Raw genomic sequence first — 15,710 nt, 5'->3', positions numbered from 1 at the left:
GTCGCCCGTCGACAGCGGGACGCCGAGCGTCCAAGGCGGCGTTACCACGCAGAGCGTGGGAACGATCTCAACGTTTGGGTAATTCGATCAGCACCTTGAGCCCGCCCAGCTCGCTGTCCTGCAACCGCAACGTACCGCCCCACACCTCGACAATATCCCGCACAATCCCCAGCCCCAGGCCATGGCCGTCAATCTGCTCATCCAGACGCGCGCCCCGGCTGAGCACTTGCTCACGCTGAGCCGGCGGGATGCCGGGGCCGTCGTCTTCGACTGCCAGCAGAAAGCTGCGCGGGGTTTCGCTGACCGTCAAGCGCACGTCGGCATCCGCCCATTTGCAGGCGTTATCCAGCAGGTTGCCGAGCAGTTCCAGCAGGTCTTCGCGGTCCCAGGGCAATTGCAGGCCGGGGTCGACGTGGTAGCTCAAGTCCAGGTGTTCACCGTGGATCATGCTTAAGGTGGCCAGCAGGCCGGGCAGTTCTTTTTCACAGTCAAACAGCGCGCCGGGCAGGGTTTCACCGGCCAGGCGGGCGCGGTTAAGTTCGCGGTTGAGGCGTTGTTGCACCTGGTCAAGCTGCTCGCGCAGCAGCTTGCCGATTTCGGGGTGGTCCTTGAGCGCTTCACTGGAGGCTGCACTCAGTAGCACCGCCAATGGGGTTTTCAGCGCATGGCCGAGGTTGCCCAAAGCATTGCGTGAGCGCTTGAGGCTGTCTTCGGTATGGGCCAGCAGATGGTTGATCTGCGCCACCAACGGCTCCAGTTCCAGCGGCACTTGGGTATCAAGTTGCGAGCGCCGGCCCTGTTGCAGTTGGGCAATCTGGTTGCGTGCCGTCTCCAGCGGGCGCAAGGCGCGGCGCACGGTGACCCGTTGCAGGATCAGCACCAGTAACAGCGCCGCCAAGCCGATGATCAGGCCGATCTGGCGCATCAGGCGAAAGCTTTCGCGCACTGGCGTGTAGTCCTGGGCCACGCTGATGGAAATTGACTGGCCGAAACGCTTGTAGTCCGAACGCAACACCAGCAGTTGCTGGCGTTCCGGCCCCAGTTGCAGGTTGCCCTTGAGCCCCGGCTCGGTCAGGCGCGGCAGTTCCTGGTCCCACAACGAGCGGGAGCGCCAGTGAACGTCGGCAAAATCAATGCGGAAATAATGCCCGGAAAACGGTCGCTGATAGGCCGGTGACAGACGCTGCTCATCCAAATGAACACCCTCAGGCCCACGCACCAGTGCGGCCAGCAGGTTCTCGCTGTCGTTGCGCAGCCCGGCTTCCAGGTAGCGCTGCAAACCGGCCTCGAACAACCACAAACTGGTTTGCGCCAGCACCACGCCCACCACCACCATGACGCTGATCAGACCCAGGCTCAAACGCCGTTGAATCGACCTCATGCCGGGGCGGCGCCAAACCGGTAACCCTGGCCACGCCGGGTTTCAATCACACTGCGCCCCAATTTTCGGCGCAGGTGGTTGACGTGCACTTCCAGCACATTGGAGTCGCGCTCGGTTTCGCCGTCATACAAATGTTCGGCCAGATGGCTTTTCGACAGAATCTGCTCCGGGTGCAGCATGAAGTAGCGCAGCAGGCGGAATTCAGCGGCGGTCAGCTGGATCTCGTCGCCATCGCGCAGCACACACTGGCGCCCTTCATCCAGGTGCAGGCCGGCGGCTTGCAGCGTCGGCTGGTTGGCCTGGCCGTGGGAACGGCGCAACAATGCCTGGATGCGCAGGTAGAGTTCTTCGGGGTGAAAGGGTTTGCTCAGGTAATCGTCGGCGCCGGCCTTTAGCCCTTCGATACGTTCGGCCCAGGAATCGCGCGCGGTCAGCACCAGCACGGGCGTGGCCAAGGCCGCGGCGCGCCATTGCGCGAGCACCTCCAGGCCCGGCAGGCCCGGCAAGCCGAGGTCGAGGATGATCAGGTCATAGGGTTCGCTGCGGCCTTGATACGCGGCGTCGCGCCCATCGGCCAGCCAGTCGACCGCGTAGCCCTGGCGCTGCAGACCGGCCAACAGTTCATCAGCCAGCGGTACGTTGTCTTCCACCAGAAGCAGGCGCATCAGTCGTCTTCCTTATCTTTGAGCAGCTTACCGGTACTGGCGTCGAGCTCGATTTCGCGCACCACGCCTTCGACGGTCAACAGTTCGATTTCGTAGATATAGCGCACCGAGCGATCCTTGTGCTCCTCAAGCTCGGCGTCCAGCAGCTTGGCACCCGGGTAGCGCTCCAGCGCCGGCCCCAGCAACTGTTCCAGCGGCGCGATGACGCCCTCCTGACGCAATCGCAGGGCTTCATCCTGACCAAGGTCATGGGCCGACAGGCTGGCGCTGCTCAGTAGCAATACCAGCGCCACCTGACTGCCCGCGCGTAGATTTACCTTCATTACGTATCCTGATGTTCCTTGAGGGCGGCCCGATGCGGGACATGGGCCACCACGGTACCCGTGACAACTTAACTGAAACTGAATTGCCACCATGGCAATTTTCAATCGGCAACCTTACCCATCGCTGCAGGAATTCTCTTATATTGCCTGTTCGCTGCAACCGAGACCTGTATGACTGCCATCCACATCAAGTTTCCCGCGCTGACCCTCAAGGCCGGCAAACGCGCTTTCACACGCATTCGCGAGCAAGGCCTTGCGCCGGCGGATGTCGGTATCCTACCCGGTGCGGCCGGTGGCCCCAAGGCGTTGGGCATTCAAGGCCTGGACCTGGCGCTGTTCGGCGATTGGCTGCCACGCGCGCCGCGTGAGCGTGCACTGATCGGCGCGTCCATCGGCTCCTGGCGGTTCGCCAGTGCGTGCCTGCCCGACCCGGTGCAAGGCCTGCTGGACCTCGGCCGCTTGTACAACGAACAACGCTTTGCCAAGGGCGTGACCATGGCCGAAGTCAGCCACAGCTGCCAGCGCATGCTCGACGACCTGTTGGCCGGCCGTGATGCGCGGGTGCTGGACAACCCCGACTATCGCCTGAATATCATGGTGGTCAAGAGCCACGGCCTGCTCGCCGATGACCACCGTGGGCGACTGGGGCTGGGCCTGTCGTCGGTGATTGCCGACAACCTGCGTGGCCGTGCGCGGCTGTCGCGGCATTTTGAGCGGTTGATCATCCACGACCCGCGCCAGGCGCCACCGGTGCATGCGCTGACGGACTTTCCCTCACGCTTCCTCGACCTGCAGGTGGGCAACCTGCGCCAGGCGCTGCTGGCCTCCGGTTCCATCCCCATGGTGATGCAAGGCGTGCGCGACCTGCCCGGCGCAGGCACGGGCACTTACCGCGACGGTGGCCTGCTGGACTATCACCTCGACCTGCCCTATCACGGCGACGACATTGTGCTGTACCCGCATTTCACCGACCGGGTGATCCCCGGCTGGTTCGACAAGGGCCTGCCGTGGCGACGCAGTAATCCACAAGGCTTGCAGGATGTGCTGCTACTGGCGCCCTCCAAAGACTACCTGGCCCGTCTGCCCCATGGGAAATTGCCGGACCGCAGCGACTTCAAGCGCTTTATGGGCGATGACTCTAGCCGCAACAAATACTGGCAAACCGCGATGAGCGAAAGCCGACGGCTGGGGGATGAGTTCCTGCAACTGGCGGACAATGGTGGGCTGGGCGAGCGGCTGCAAGCGCTGTAACCCAGCGGTATGCGCGGCAGAGGATCAAACTGTTAAACTCGACGCCTGCCAGATACCTGACCGAGCTGAAAATACTGTGGAAATCTTCAAAGAGTTTACCTTCGAGTCCGCCCACCGCCTGCCCCATGTACCGGAAGGCCACAAATGCGGGCGCCTGCACGGGCATTCGTTCAAGGTGGCTATCCACCTGAGCGGCGACCTGGATCCCCATACCGGCTGGATCCGCGATTTCTCGGAAATCAAGGCGATTTTCAAGCCGCTCTACGAGCGCCTCGACCATAACTACCTCAATGACATCCCTGGCCTGGAGAATCCGACCAGCGAAGTGCTGGCCAAGTGGATCTGGACCGAACTCAAGCCCCTGTTGCCGGAACTCAGCGCAATTCGCATCCACGAGACCTGCACCAGCGGTTGCATCTATCGCGGCGAGTAAGCGCTTGAGTGTTTAAAACCACCTGCGGGTGGTTTTTTTATGCCTGGCCACTGCAGTTGTAAAGCGTGCTTGACATGAAAAACCTGCACACCCAACGTAAAGCATCCTTTGGTTAAACTTCAGCGACGGTTTCCTGGAAACCGCGGGCCTGCCGCGCCTGTCGGCCTTCATGGTCTGGCCGATCATGGGCGGCGTCTGGTGTGTGGCCACAATCATTGGCACAAGGCGCTATCAATGAATAATCAGTTGCGCCAGTTACGCGCAGAACTGGGTTGGTCCCAGGCCGATCTGGCGCAGCGCCTGGGCGTGTCGCGCCAGACCATCAACGCCATCGAGACCGGCCGCTACGACCCGAGCTTGCCGCTGGCGTTCAAGATCGCCAAGGTGTTCGAACGGCCCATCGAAGCGATCTTCGAAGCACCAGTGGACTGAGCCTTTATGACAGGAGCACGCTGAATTGATACGCCCCGCCACTGCCAACGATAGTGCCGCTATCGAGGCCATCGTCCAGGCTGCCTATGCGCCCTACATTGAGCGCATCGGCCGCAAGCCCGGGCCAATGCTGGAGGACTACCCGCAGTTGGTCGAAGACGGGGGCGTGCATGTGCTGGACCACGCCGGGCAAGTTCAAGGCTTTGTTATCCTGAGGCACACCGACACGGCGTTGCTGTTGGATAACCTCGCCGTCACCCCACAAGCCCAGGGCCTTGGTTTCGGCCGACAACTGATGGATTTTGCCGAACAGCAGGCACTTGATGCCGGCTACAGTGCCATCCGCCTGTACACCAATGAGGTGATGACCGAGAACCTCGCGCTGTACAGTCGCCGTGGCTATGTGCAAACCCATCGCGCCGAGGAACACGGCCTGCGCCGCGTATTTATGATCAAACATCTATAGGAGCACCCCATGGAAAACCTCTGGCTGGCCCAGGCCAAACGCTTGCAGGCACTGGCGTCCACGGGGCTGCATTTTTGCACTGACGACTTTGAGCGTGAGCGCCTTGAGGAAATTGCCGAGATTGCCCACAGCATGCTCGCGCAACTGGCGGATGTGCCGCTTGCGCGCATCACCGGGCTGGTGCCGGATTTTGCCAAGCGTTATTCAACCCCGATGATTGACGTACGCGGCGCGGTGATCGAGGGCGACCGGATACTGCTGGTGCGCGAATTGACCGACGGCTGCTGGGCCCTGCCCGGTGGGTACGCCGATATCGGCCTGTCGGCGGCGGAAAACATCGTCAAGGAGATCCGTGAGGAAGCCGGGCTGAGCGTCACGGCACGCGCGCTGTACAGCGTCACGCACAAGGCCAAGGGCTTGTATCGCCCGGATGTGCGGGACTTCTACAAGCTGTATTTCCTGTGCGAGCGGGTCGACCAACGGGCGCCGATGGCGGGTTTTGAAACCACTGAAGTGGGCTTTTTTACCCTCGACGACCTGCCGCCCCTGTCCCGTGGGCGCACCATCGAAAGCGACCTTGAAGCGGCGTTTGCGTTTCATCGTGGCGAGACCACCCAGACGCTGTTCGACTGATCCATTTTGTCTCACCGCTGCACTGCTTTCGTGCCTGCGTGGGCGCGCTCGACACAGCTGCCTGGCGACAAATACGCCGCGCTGCCGGTTTGGCACGCGCAGTGCAACAGCGCTGCGTCAGTCATCCAGGGAGCAAGGCCATGACGCAGCAAGAACCGGGTAACGATTACCCCCTCAGCGAAGTGCCGATGCATGCGCGCAAGGGCCTTGCGTCCACCGCCATGGTGTTGCTGGGCTTCACCTTCTTCACCGCGACCATGTTCGCTGGCGGCAAGCTGGGCGTGGCGTTCAGTTTTACCGACATGCTCGGCGTCGTGGCCCTGGGTAACCTGTTGCTGGGTATTTACGCCGCAGGCCTGGGCTACATCGCCTTCAAGAGCGGCTTGAATTCGGTCCTGATGGGGCGCTTCTGCTTTGGCGAGGTGGGCAGCAAACTCAGCGACTTGATCCTCGGCTTCACCCAGATCGGCTGGTACGCCTGGGGCACCGCCACCGCGGCCGTGGTGCTGGGCAAATATTTCGAATTGAACCAAGGCACGGTGCTGGCACTGATGGTGCTGTTTGGCCTGCTGTTCTGCGCCACCGCGTATATCGGCTATCGCGGGCTGGAGATTCTGTCCTATATCGCGGTGCCGGCCATGGGCATCCTGCTGTTGCTGTCGATGTGGGTCGCCACCGTCAAAGTCGGCGGCCTGAAGGGCTTGCTGGCAGTGGTGCCGACGGCGGAGCTGGACTTGTCCACCGCCATCACGCTGGTATTCGGCACTTTTGTCAGCGGCGCCACCCAGGCGACCAACTGGACGCGTTTTTCTCGTTCGGCCAAGGTCGCGGTGCTGGCCAGCCTGATCGGCTTTTTTATCGGCAATGGCTTGATGGTGTTGATCGGTGCCTATGGCGCCATCGTCTATCAGCAACCCGATGTGGTCGAAGTACTGTTGCTGCAAGGTTTCGCCATGGCGGCGATGGTCATGTTGCTGCTCAACATCTGGAGCACGCAGGACAACACCATCTACAACTTCGCCGTGGCCGGCTGCAATCTGCTGCGTACCCGGCGGCGCAAAACCGTAACCCTGGCCGGCGCGGTGATCGGCACCCTGCTGGCACTGCTTGGCATGTACGACTTGCTGGTGCCTTATCTGATTCTGTTGGGCACCGTGATCCCGCCGATTGGCGGGGTCATCATGGCGGACTTCTTCTACCGCTATCGCGGCCAGTACCCGCGTCTGGCCGATGTACGCCTGCCGGCGTTCAATTGGCCAGGGCTGGCGGCGTATGCCGTGGGCACCGTGCTGGCGTTTCACTCACCGTGGGTGGCGCCGTTGGTGGGGATTGTGGCCGCGTCCCTGGCCTACATCGCACTCACCGCGGCCCTGCGCGTGCGCGCACCTTTGGCTGACGTACAGGCATGAACCCGACTGTTGCCATGAGGATGGTAACCTTGTGGCTGATAACCCTGATGACCTGGCGGCTGACTGCCTGATTATCCAAAGCCAAGAGGAACTTGCCCATGCATATCATCAATGCCCGCCTGCGCAACCGTGAAGGCCTGCATGATCTGCACCTGGAACACGGCCGGATCGCCCGCATTACTGCACAAACCGTGGCGCCGACATTAACAGCTGACGATCTCGACGCCGCTGGCAACCTGGTCATACCTCCGTTCGTGGAACCCCATATCCACCTGGATGCGACGCTGACCGCTGGCGAGCCGCGTTGGAACATGAGCGGTACCCTGTTCGAGGGCATCGAATGCTGGGGCGAGCGCAAAGCCACCATCACCCAGGAAGACACCAAGGCCCGTGCCAAGAAAACCATCCAGGCCCTGGCCACCCATGGCATCCAGCATGTGCGCACCCACGTTGATGTCACCGACCCTGACCTCACCGCGCTCAAAGCCATGTTGGAGGTGCGCGAAGAAAGCACGCACCTGATCGACCTGCAAATCGTCGCCTTCCCGCAGGAAGGCATCGAGTCTTACCGCAACGGCCGCGAGCTGATGCAGGAAGCCATTCGGCTGGGCGCTGATGTGGTCGGAGGCATCCCGCACTTTGAATACACCCGCGACCAAGGGGTTAGCTCGGTGAAGTTCCTGATGGACCTGGCCGAACGCACCGGCTGCCTGGTGGACGTGCACTGCGACGAAACCGATGACCCGCACTCGCGCTTTCTCGAAGTACTCGCCGAAGAAGCCCGCAGCCGCGGCATGGGCGAGCGCGTCACCGCCAGCCACACCACGGCGATGGGTTCCTACGACAATGCCTATTGCGCCAAACTGTTTCGCCTGCTGGGCCACTCGGGCATCAGCTTCGTTTCATGCCCTACCGAAAGCATCCACCTGCAGGGCCGCTTCGACAGCTTCCCGAAACGCCGAGGCGTCACCCGCGTCAATGAACTGCTCGAGGCCGGCATGAACGTCTGCTTCGGCCAGGACTCCATCGTCGACCCATGGTACCCGCTGGGCAACGGCAACATCCTGCGCGTGCTGGAAGCCGGTCTGCACATCTGCCATATGCTGGGCTACCGCAACCTGCAAAGCGCCCTGGACCTGGTCACCGACAACAGCGCCAAGGCCATGGCCCTGGGTGACCGTTACGGCCTGGAAGCCGGTCGCCCGGCCAACCTGCTGGTGCTTTCGGCAGACAGTGACTACGAGGTGATCCGCAGCCAAGGCCTGCCGTTATATTCGATCCGCAATGGCAAGGTGCTGATGCAACGCAGACCGGCACAGGTGGAGTTTTTGTAAGCCACGGGGTCAGACGATTGAATCAATATCCAGTGGCTGCACCCGGCCGGCGCCGTCCTGAAGTGGCGCAGGAATACTGGCGATTTGCGCCAACTTGCGGTTTTCACGGTGGCACAACCAGCGTTTCACGCTGGGCTGCAAGCCGGTGGAATCGGCGTGGCTGCCATACACGTCACGCACGTCCAGACGGCGCCAGCGTAACGACTCCAATCGGCGCCGACTGCTGCGCAAGCGGTCGACTTCAGCGTTCAGTGCCTGGTTATGCGCATGCCCATAATCGCGTTGGTTCGGTGGGCGACGACGCTCGAGCTCGCGGTTCTTGTCGCGCAATTGTTGGGTCATGGTGTCGAGCGCCAGGTCTATCAACTCGAACTCTCTGGCGGTGATCAAAGGCCCCTGGCACTCCACGGTTTGCTGCCAGCGGCGCAGAGTGGCCCACGCGGCTGGAATGTAGCTGGCGGTCATGAAATGCTGGCTGGCCTGGAACAGTTGTTTCAACAGGTTGGCACGCTCGGGCATATCGCCATGCAGTTGCAGTATACGGTTGCATCCCGCCTCAAGGATGGACTCACAACCGGGCGTCCATAACACTGAGGAGTGCGTGCCGTCCGGCAGCTTAATGGGCATGAAGTGCTGTTGTTCGCCGTGATGCTGGTAAGGATTGCCGCCGACGCGCACAAGGCCAGCGGCGAACAGCAGGCCACCCGCACCGGGCGCGGCAAAAAGCGTGACGGCGCCCGGCACCCAGAGTTTGGCGGTGGTGTTCATCCACGTGGCAGGGACACTGGGAACCGGGTCGTTGTGGTTGACGATGCGGTGATGGATAAGGGCTGAGGCGCCGTCGGTAAACTCGGAGTCTGCGGCGCGGGGAGCGCCGTAGGTGTAGAGGAGGATGTTGTACTTCACGCGTGTAACTCGGCGTAACCCCTCTGCCAGGAGCAACGCGATGGCGCCGCCAAGGCTGTGGCCACAAATCACAATGCGCTGGCCGCTGTGGAATTGATCAAGGTAGTACAGAACAAAATCGCGCATCGCTCGATATGCCTGATAAAAGCCCTCATGGGCTTTGCCAATACCTTCGGTAAATGGCACTTGGTGGGCATTCGCGTCGCGTAGTGCATCGGCACCACTGGCGGTGCCTCGAACAGCGATCAGAATTACTTCGTTGTGATGACTGATAAAGGCCTGGGTATCCGTACCAAACGCTTCATCATCAAAAAAGTGCAGGCTGGCGGGATGCTCCTGTTTCTCACCAAGCTGCGGACGATTCTGTGGATACAACTCAGGATCGAAGGGCAAAATCTCAAACCGCTGGGAGTAAGGAACCTCTTCATACAGCGGGTAGAAGCGCTGAGCCTGATCACGATCGACCTTCCAGGCTTCTTGAAACCCCGAGAGTTTTTCCGCGAACAGATTGCCTGCGCTGGGATCCAGGGGAAAACTGACGTGTTCCACCGGAGGTTTTGGAGGTTGCTGGCCAAAATCGCAGTAACTCAATGTGGACATCAACGCCAATTGATACAGGTTCAACGCACAAAACTGATCATCGGTCGACAACATCGGGCGCAGGGCCCGCAAAGGCCGTACCTCCAACACCGTGTGCAGGTTGGGGAACAGCACGACGCCTGACAATGCGGGCTGCGGCGGACCAAACCCCAGCTCAGCCATCATTTTCAATGCATGCCTTGGAGGGTGATAGGTTGCGGAGGCAAACGGCGGCAGGTGGGCAATATGTCGAACCAGGTCGCGCACCTCAACCTGATAAAACCGGTCTGCCTGGCGTTGTGCAGGGTTACCCTCGATACGTTGGCCATCAGCCGCTGAAAATCGGGTGTGTTCGGCGCGGGCTTGAAGTTCGGTGATAGGTAACGGGTAAGTCTTGCGCTTTATCAATTTGGAATATGGCTCTTCGTCGCCTGAATACTGCGCATCCAAAGAAAGAATGACAGGGCCGCAATAAAACCCTTCCACCTTGGCGTATCCCTCTCCATTCAACCTTCCGTTGTACCGGCGCCCTGTAGTGTCCTGGATTGTGTAGACCAGCCCACCGTAAGCCTTCCCGCTGCCCGTTTCATCCACCAGGCAAACGCTTGCCCAATGCCCTTTCAACGGGCAAGCAGGCATCTTGCTGCTGAAAAAAGGTTGCTTCCATGCTGCCTGGTTCATGAATCATCTCCTTGTTAATTGCACGTTGGGTAAACATCGCAAACACGGCCATCCGGCATCGTTATAGGTTTAAAGTCCGTGGTGTTACTGCCACAGTATCCGGACAGATCTTCAAAGCTTTTACCCCGGCACCGTCTCCACCCCCCCGGTACAGCTAGCCAGGTGTCCTGAAAAGCGGGGGCCTCCTCGTCTGTAACGCTCAACGTCAGCCTTACTTTTTTCCCTGGGAGCAGCTCTCTCTGCGCCACGCCACCCGGGCGCGTTTCTTGCCTTTTCCCCTTCGTGTCCAACGCGTTACATTCCAACAATTTTCTGATCGCATGCTCGGGGCCGGCCGTCCGAAAAAACCACATGCATTGTCCAAAAAACTCCTGCACACCCGACTCGGGCATCGCTGCTACGCGTTCAGACTCGATAGGATCTGCGAAAGAAATTGCCGCGAAACTGCCACCGACATCAGTGTCGAGTTCACCCCACTTCGCATAAAGAGTGAACTCCACGCTACGCAACACCGTAGGGCACCCCTCAATGGTTTCAGTCAGCGGGAACTCATAGCTCACTCGTTCGGCCACGGGTTTGTAATCGGCAATAAATATCTTGCGTTCAGGCCTTTTGCCTCGACGCTGCGGCAAGGTGCAGAGTTCATATCTGGCGGGACGGTAGTTAGCGGCACCGATGAATCGAAACTGTGCGGGTAAATCCACCTCCAGGGTAAAACGCTTAGCCGGCGGTGCCAGCGCACAACCCGAGAGCCATCCAGCACCGAGCGTTATCAAAACGCTGCGTGTCCACCTATTCATGCTTTTGCCACTCCCGTAACACCCGCTCAAAATGTTCCGACGGCGCCTCGCCCTCTATCGGCTGCCACCGAATCGTGCTGCCTTGCGTCGCCTCCTCCAACCGACGCACCACCAGAAACTCGAGCTGCTGGGGGCCTCGCCATTGCCAGGCACGGGCCTGCTCCAGAACCTGCGCCAGCCAGATTCTGGGGTTCTGAAACTCGACCAAGCCGGCGAGTTTTTCGCTGTGTTCAGTCAGCAGATAACGCAGGATATTGGCGTGCAGAATCACTTCGGCCTGAGGGTTGGGCGTGTTCAGCCAGGGCACAGCCACAGGCACGGGATACTCCCTGGGCATTGGGTTTTCACCCCGACACCAACAGCCTTGGTGCCAATAGCACACACTCATCAGTGGGCCGAGAAACACTGGCCAGTGCTCGCCCTGTAAATGGGTCAAAGCACGTGCCAAGGTACGGTTATCGTGAAAGCGATACACGGCCTGGCTTCCCTGGCGCCCTACCAGCAGACGTTCGCGCCAATGCCGAACCACGCCAGCCAGATCATCACCGGGCAGGCTGCCCAGCCAGCCCCAGTTCGTCTCGGGGTGTTGCAGCAGATCAACCAGCGCAGGCTCGTCCGCCTGCTCCACCAACAGAATCAACGGGCCTGCCGCTGCCAACTCGACCAGGGCGGTCTCAGCGTACAGGCTGCAATACTGCGACAGGTTACGCACCGCCAACAGCTGTTGACGTGCGCCGTGGTGACCATCAAGGATCAAGCACAGTCGGCGCCCCGCCTGATGCTGTTCGGCCATCCACTGGCCTGGCTCACTTGGCATCAGGCAGCCCTCCGCATGAGTGTGCACTGGCCTTCACGACACGCCTCGCACACCGGGCAGAAGTCCGCGCCCAACTGCCGGGCCTCGTCCAGAAGGGTGCCTTGGGCCGTCGAGAGGTTCGGCGCATCCATGGCCGATAATGGGTTCGCGGACCGAGTGAGGGGCGGCAAGCCGCCAACGGTGACAGGCCGGCTGCTGAAAATGCCGCCCGCCTGGATAATCAGGTGCTCGCCTCCAGCCTTGAGGCTCAATTGTGCGCCCGCATCGATGATCAGGCTGGCGCCGGCCTTGAGGACGATCTGCTGCCCTGCCTGGATAACCATGGACTGACCGATATGCGTCTGGCTGTCTCCCTGCACATCCAGCCGATCGTTCGTGCCAAGCATGGCAGTGCGGTCTCCGGTGATGTGTCGCTGCTCGCCACTTTCCAAATGAACCGTGCTTAACCCGCGGATGATTTCACGCCGCTCTCCCGCCACCTCAAGACGACTGTCATGGCCGACCTGCTGTTCCAGGTCCCGTTGGGCGCGCAGGAAGATGAGTTCCTCGCCGTGGCGATCCTCAAGGTGCAGTTCGTTGGCACCCGTACCCCCCGGAACACTACGGCTGCGCAACACGCTGCGTGTCTTGTGTTGTGGCAAAGGGTAAGCCGGCCTGTGCAGCGCATTGGGCAGGCAGCCGTTGATCAACGGCTGGTCCGGGTCGCCTTCCAGAAAGGTCACCAGCACCTCCATGCCCACCCGCGGAATCAGCATGGCGCCGAAGCCATCGCCCGCCCAACCGGATGCTACCCGTACCCAACAACTGCTGTTGTCATCGGTGGGGTCCAGGCGGTCCCAATGAAAACGTACCTTTACTCGACCGTAGGCGTCGCAGTGCACCTCCTCGTCTGCTGGCCCCGTCACGATGGCGGTTTGGCTGCCGTTGAGGGTAGGTTTCGGGTGTCTGATGGGGGGCCGATGCACGGCGCGCCAGGGTGTTGCGGTAAACCGGTTTCGGTAGCCGTGGAATGTGCCCGCCACGGGGGCTGCTTCCTCCAGCACCTGCGGTTGATAGCCTTCGTGATGCACCGACGTGAGCAACCACAAATCGTTGCAGGTGGGATCAGGGTGGTCACACAGCTCAAGAAAATGGCCGCTGCCCAGCGCCGGTTGATCACTTTTGCCCACGGCACGATGGCGGTCACGCAGATGCCGCTCCGAGCCCCTTTGCGCCAATTGTCGACCTCGCGCATGGTCGCTGAAACCACCAGGGTAATGGTAATCCTCAAGGCGCTGCGTCAATGCAGGCCCGGCCTTGTCTTCCAGGCGCAGCGACGGATGCTCGAAGTCATGATCACGGCGCACCGTCAGTTGGGTACGGGTCTCCAGGCGCACGTCGAACTGCCGGATAGCTCTCGTTTTGGCTGCCAGCTCGTGCGTCGCGCAAAATCGCTGTGCAGCCAGACGCCGAAACACCGTCTGGTCATCACCGAACACCAGCACGTGATTATTCGGGCCATGGCGAAAGTGGTAGTGAATACCCTCCTCCTCGCACAACCGCTGGATAAAGTGCAGGTCGGTTTCCGCGTACTGAACGCAGAACGGACGGGATGGGTAGGCCACAGGGCCCAGTTCGAAGGCATAGGCGTCCGCCAGAATGCCGTGGTGCTCAAGGACCGCCGCAATAATCTGCGGCACACTGCGTTGTTGGAAGATCCGCTGGTTGTGTCGATGGGCAAGACACGCCAGGCGTGGTGCCAGGGTGAGACGATAGCGAGTGAGCCGAACGCCGGGCCCCTCACGGCCGATAGCGTAGATGCGCCCATGCAGCCCCGCAGCGGATTCGCCAAAGTCCAGATAAGCCGGCTGGTGAAGCAGCGCCTCCAGATCCAGAGAGGGATTTTCGCTGACTAAGTGCACGGTAATGAAGTAAGGCTGATCAAGGCCTTCTCGGCCTTTGAAAGCGAGTACCTGAAAATCATTGTTTATTTCTGGAAGTATCAACTTGAAACGTGGCGCGGCAGATGTTTCAACCATCCCTAAGTTACCCATCATCAATTATTTGACTGAAAGGCCTCCCCCCATCGGGCATTGATTGAACTGCCGGGAAAAAGCGCCTGAACCCAATAAATCTTAGCGATTTCAGGCGGAATTTGACCCTTTAAAAATAAAAAAGACGTTTCGCACAACGTGGTAGGACGTGTCTTTTACAAAATAATAAATTCGCAGAATTTAGTAGCATTCAACAACAAGAAACTTCTTACGCCAACTTTAACCACACAACTAACCGATAAAGAAACGGCTGACACGCATTCAAGATATCAGCCACTTCTGCGCCTTCAGGCTTGCACGCATGCAGTCCCGAACAGACTGACGCTCAGCAGCGTTTCGGCCTGGCACTGTAAACGCACCGGCACTGTGCCACCTGGCATGACCACAGCCACCTCGCTGGCGTCAACCCAACCCGCGCGCCATGCCGCGCAGGCAACTGCGCTCGCGCTGGTACCCGAGGACGCGGTGGGTCCTTCTCCTCGCTCAAATACCCGCGCGATGACCCGATTGCCCGAAGCATGTGCGGCCCATTGCAGATTGATCCCCGCCAAACAAGGTTGGCCGCGCCCACCTGGCGGTGCAAAGGCAATGGCCCGTAACGACTCAAACAGTGCGGGCTGTTGCATCGACTGATTGTCCGGCAAGGCCTGTGCGTGCTCGACGAGCGTCACACAATGAGGATTGCCCACACGGACGAACTGGCTGACGGCCCATTGCGGGTCAATCGCCGCCAGTGCAGCCACATGGCTGAACTCACATTGCCCCAATGTTGCTGCGCCAGTACCGGTAGCGGCCACCGCTGCTGGCCCGAAACTCGGCCGGCCCAAGGCCAGCCAGAAGCCTGCAACCTGTTCAAAGATCGCCGGTTGTGAATAGGTCACCAGCACAGAGACTGAATCCTGCTTGTCGTGATGCACCTGCAACTCACACCCTTGCGTCATCAAACCTTGATCCGTCAGCGCCTGGGAAAAAATCGTCAACCCGTTACCACTGCGTTCGGCGAGCGTGCCATCAGTATTGACGATCAACACGTCAAACGGCGGCGCAGACTGGAACGGCCCGACCAGCAAACCATCGCAGCGGTGTGCCTTGGGAGTGGCCGCACGCGGTAACGTGCCCCATTCACACTCCGACGCGATAGCCAATGCTGCCCACTCTTTTCGAGTGCTGGCAGCGCGGTCGGCACATTCAGGCACGGCAATGCCCCTGCTGCGTAGGTAGTCGGGGCTGGCCACACCGTAAATATTGCCCCGCGCGTCATAGAACAGAGTCATCGAGACACCTTCCCAAGAAAATTCACCGGAAAATTTCTCCGATTGCCTACACACTTGGTAGCAGCGTATTACAGAAAACCGGCGCAGTGGGAAGTGGACTGGAAGGTGGTAATCCAACGCAAAAACCTGGGGTTCATCCGTTTTCACGCAGATTACGCACCTTCCAGACCACCGCCCAACAATCCGATAGCCTCTGTGTGGTCGCCACCGTCCATGACGTTCCGCTGCTGTAACAATAAACCTGCACCTGCGTGTCAGCCCCTCTCTTCAAGGGAACCCGGCTCGCTCGACAG

At 60.3% G+C, this 15,710-nt stretch carries 15 protein-coding genes; 7 read left to right on the top strand and 8 right to left on the bottom strand.

The window, feature by feature from the left end; genetic code table 11:
- Positions 1 to 67 precede the first annotated feature (67 nt).
- The 3 genes from HBO41_RS16990 to HBO41_RS16980 are packed head-to-tail and all read right to left on the bottom strand — an operon-like array spanning position 68 to position 2,369.
- Positions 68 to 1,381 carry a sensor histidine kinase gene (locus HBO41_RS16990; RefSeq protein WP_017135292.1) on the bottom strand — a complete coding sequence of 438 codons (1,314 nt, stop codon included), beginning with the start codon at positions 1,379 to 1,381 and terminating at the stop codon, positions 68 to 70.
- The gene (locus HBO41_RS16985) at positions 1,378 to 2,046 is read right to left on the bottom strand and encodes a response regulator transcription factor (RefSeq protein ID WP_017135293.1); all 669 of its coding nucleotides are present in this window, start codon (positions 2,044 to 2,046) and stop codon (positions 1,378 to 1,380) included. The genes HBO41_RS16990 and HBO41_RS16985 overlap by 4 nt, the downstream gene beginning before the upstream one ends.
- Positions 2,046 to 2,369, bottom strand: a complete 324-nt coding sequence (locus HBO41_RS16980; protein ID WP_017135294.1) for a PepSY domain-containing protein — start codon at positions 2,367 to 2,369, stop codon at positions 2,046 to 2,048. Before HBO41_RS16980 ends, HBO41_RS16985 begins: the two co-directional genes overlap by 1 nt.
- Positions 2,370 to 2,540: 171 nt before the next feature.
- On the opposite strand from HBO41_RS16980, the gene HBO41_RS16975 reads away from it, so the two are divergent.
- The 7 genes from HBO41_RS16975 to codA all read left to right on the top strand — a co-directional run bounded on the left by HBO41_RS16975 (position 2,541) and on the right by codA (position 8,327).
- On the top strand, positions 2,541 to 3,620 hold the full coding sequence (locus HBO41_RS16975) for a patatin-like phospholipase family protein (protein ID WP_017135295.1): 1,080 nt from the start codon (positions 2,541 to 2,543) through the stop codon (positions 3,618 to 3,620).
- A 76-nt stretch (positions 3,621 to 3,696) separates the two neighbouring features.
- On the top strand, positions 3,697 to 4,053 hold the full coding sequence (queD, locus tag HBO41_RS16970) for a 6-carboxytetrahydropterin synthase QueD (protein WP_003237990.1): 357 nt from the start codon (positions 3,697 to 3,699) through the stop codon (positions 4,051 to 4,053).
- A gap of 234 nt (positions 4,054 to 4,287) precedes the next feature.
- On the top strand, positions 4,288 to 4,485 hold the full coding sequence (locus HBO41_RS16965; protein WP_017135296.1) for a helix-turn-helix transcriptional regulator: 198 nt from the start codon (positions 4,288 to 4,290) through the stop codon (positions 4,483 to 4,485).
- A gap of 25 nt (positions 4,486 to 4,510) precedes the next feature.
- On the top strand, positions 4,511 to 4,951 hold the full coding sequence (locus HBO41_RS16960; RefSeq protein WP_169987044.1) for a GNAT family N-acetyltransferase: 441 nt from the start codon (positions 4,511 to 4,513) through the stop codon (positions 4,949 to 4,951).
- A 9-nt stretch (positions 4,952 to 4,960) separates the two neighbouring features.
- Positions 4,961 to 5,584: an NUDIX hydrolase gene (locus HBO41_RS16955; RefSeq protein ID WP_017135298.1), complete on the top strand. Its 624-nt coding sequence runs from the start codon at positions 4,961 to 4,963 to the stop codon at positions 5,582 to 5,584.
- 140 nt (positions 5,585 to 5,724) lie between these two features.
- Entirely contained in the window at positions 5,725 to 6,993 is a 1,269-nt protein-coding gene (gene codB / locus HBO41_RS16950) for a cytosine permease (RefSeq protein ID WP_017135299.1), read from the top strand.
- Between the two features lie 98 nt (positions 6,994 to 7,091).
- Positions 7,092 to 8,327, top strand: a complete 1,236-nt coding sequence (gene codA / locus HBO41_RS16945; protein WP_169987042.1) for a cytosine deaminase — start codon at positions 7,092 to 7,094, stop codon at positions 8,325 to 8,327.
- Between the two features lie 9 nt (positions 8,328 to 8,336).
- On the opposite strand, the gene HBO41_RS16940 is transcribed toward codA, so the two are convergent.
- The 5 genes from HBO41_RS16940 to HBO41_RS16920 form a co-directional block, all read right to left on the bottom strand.
- Positions 8,337 to 10,493 (bottom strand): lipase family protein, encoded by a 2,157-nt coding sequence (locus tag HBO41_RS16940; RefSeq protein ID WP_169987040.1) that lies wholly within the window; start codon positions 10,491 to 10,493, stop codon positions 8,337 to 8,339.
- Between the two features lie 14 nt (positions 10,494 to 10,507).
- Positions 10,508 to 11,293 carry a hypothetical protein gene (locus HBO41_RS16935; protein ID WP_138449295.1) on the bottom strand — a complete coding sequence of 262 codons (786 nt, stop codon included), beginning with the start codon at positions 11,291 to 11,293 and terminating at the stop codon, positions 10,508 to 10,510.
- On the bottom strand, positions 11,286 to 12,110 hold the full coding sequence (locus tag HBO41_RS16930) for a DUF4123 domain-containing protein (protein WP_169987038.1): 825 nt from the start codon (positions 12,108 to 12,110) through the stop codon (positions 11,286 to 11,288). Before HBO41_RS16930 ends, HBO41_RS16935 begins: the two co-directional genes overlap by 8 nt.
- Positions 12,110 to 14,128, bottom strand: a complete 2,019-nt coding sequence (gene tssI / locus HBO41_RS16925; protein ID WP_169987036.1) for a type VI secretion system tip protein TssI/VgrG — start codon at positions 14,126 to 14,128, stop codon at positions 12,110 to 12,112. The genes HBO41_RS16930 and tssI overlap by 1 nt, the downstream gene beginning before the upstream one ends.
- Before the next feature lie 302 nt (positions 14,129 to 14,430).
- A complete protein-coding gene (locus HBO41_RS16920; RefSeq protein WP_169987272.1) occupies positions 14,431 to 15,417 on the bottom strand; it encodes a diaminopimelate epimerase in 987 nt (328 codons plus the stop codon).
- Positions 15,418 to 15,710 lie beyond the last annotated feature (293 nt).

It is taken from the genome of Pseudomonas sp. WS 5146, from assembly GCF_012985495.1.
GTDB classification, from domain to species: Bacteria; Pseudomonadota; Gammaproteobacteria; order Pseudomonadales; family Pseudomonadaceae; genus Aquipseudomonas; species Aquipseudomonas edaphica.
This window is presented reverse-complemented; position numbering and strand designations above follow the sequence as displayed.

Excerpts from the sequence above, each read along its gene's own strand:
- HBO41_RS16930 (WP_169987038.1), bottom strand. The coding sequence starts at position 12,110 with ATGCCAAGTGAGCCAGGCCAGTGGATGGCCGAACAGCATCAGGCGGGG.
- HBO41_RS16920 (WP_169987272.1), bottom strand. The coding sequence starts at position 15,417 with ATGACTCTGTTCTATGACGCGCGGGGCAATATTTACGGTGTGGCCAGC.
- HBO41_RS16985 (WP_017135293.1), bottom strand. The coding sequence starts at position 2,046 with ATGCGCCTGCTTCTGGTGGAAGACAACGTACCGCTGGCTGATGAACTG.
- HBO41_RS16965 (WP_017135296.1), top strand. The coding sequence starts at position 4,288 with ATGAATAATCAGTTGCGCCAGTTACGCGCAGAACTGGGTTGGTCCCAG.
- HBO41_RS16935 (WP_138449295.1), bottom strand. The coding sequence starts at position 11,293 with ATGAATAGGTGGACACGCAGCGTTTTGATAACGCTCGGTGCTGGATGG.
- HBO41_RS16955 (WP_017135298.1), top strand. The coding sequence starts at position 4,961 with ATGGAAAACCTCTGGCTGGCCCAGGCCAAACGCTTGCAGGCACTGGCG.
- HBO41_RS16975 (WP_017135295.1), top strand. The coding sequence starts at position 2,541 with ATGACTGCCATCCACATCAAGTTTCCCGCGCTGACCCTCAAGGCCGGC.
- HBO41_RS16990 (WP_017135292.1), bottom strand. The coding sequence starts at position 1,381 with ATGAGGTCGATTCAACGGCGTTTGAGCCTGGGTCTGATCAGCGTCATG.
- codA (WP_169987042.1), top strand. The coding sequence starts at position 7,092 with ATGCATATCATCAATGCCCGCCTGCGCAACCGTGAAGGCCTGCATGAT.
- HBO41_RS16940 (WP_169987040.1), bottom strand. The coding sequence starts at position 10,493 with ATGAACCAGGCAGCATGGAAGCAACCTTTTTTCAGCAGCAAGATGCCT.
- tssI (WP_169987036.1), bottom strand. The coding sequence starts at position 14,128 with ATGGTTGAAACATCTGCCGCGCCACGTTTCAAGTTGATACTTCCAGAA.
- HBO41_RS16980 (WP_017135294.1), bottom strand. The coding sequence starts at position 2,369 with ATGAAGGTAAATCTACGCGCGGGCAGTCAGGTGGCGCTGGTATTGCTA.
- codB (WP_017135299.1), top strand. The coding sequence starts at position 5,725 with ATGACGCAGCAAGAACCGGGTAACGATTACCCCCTCAGCGAAGTGCCG.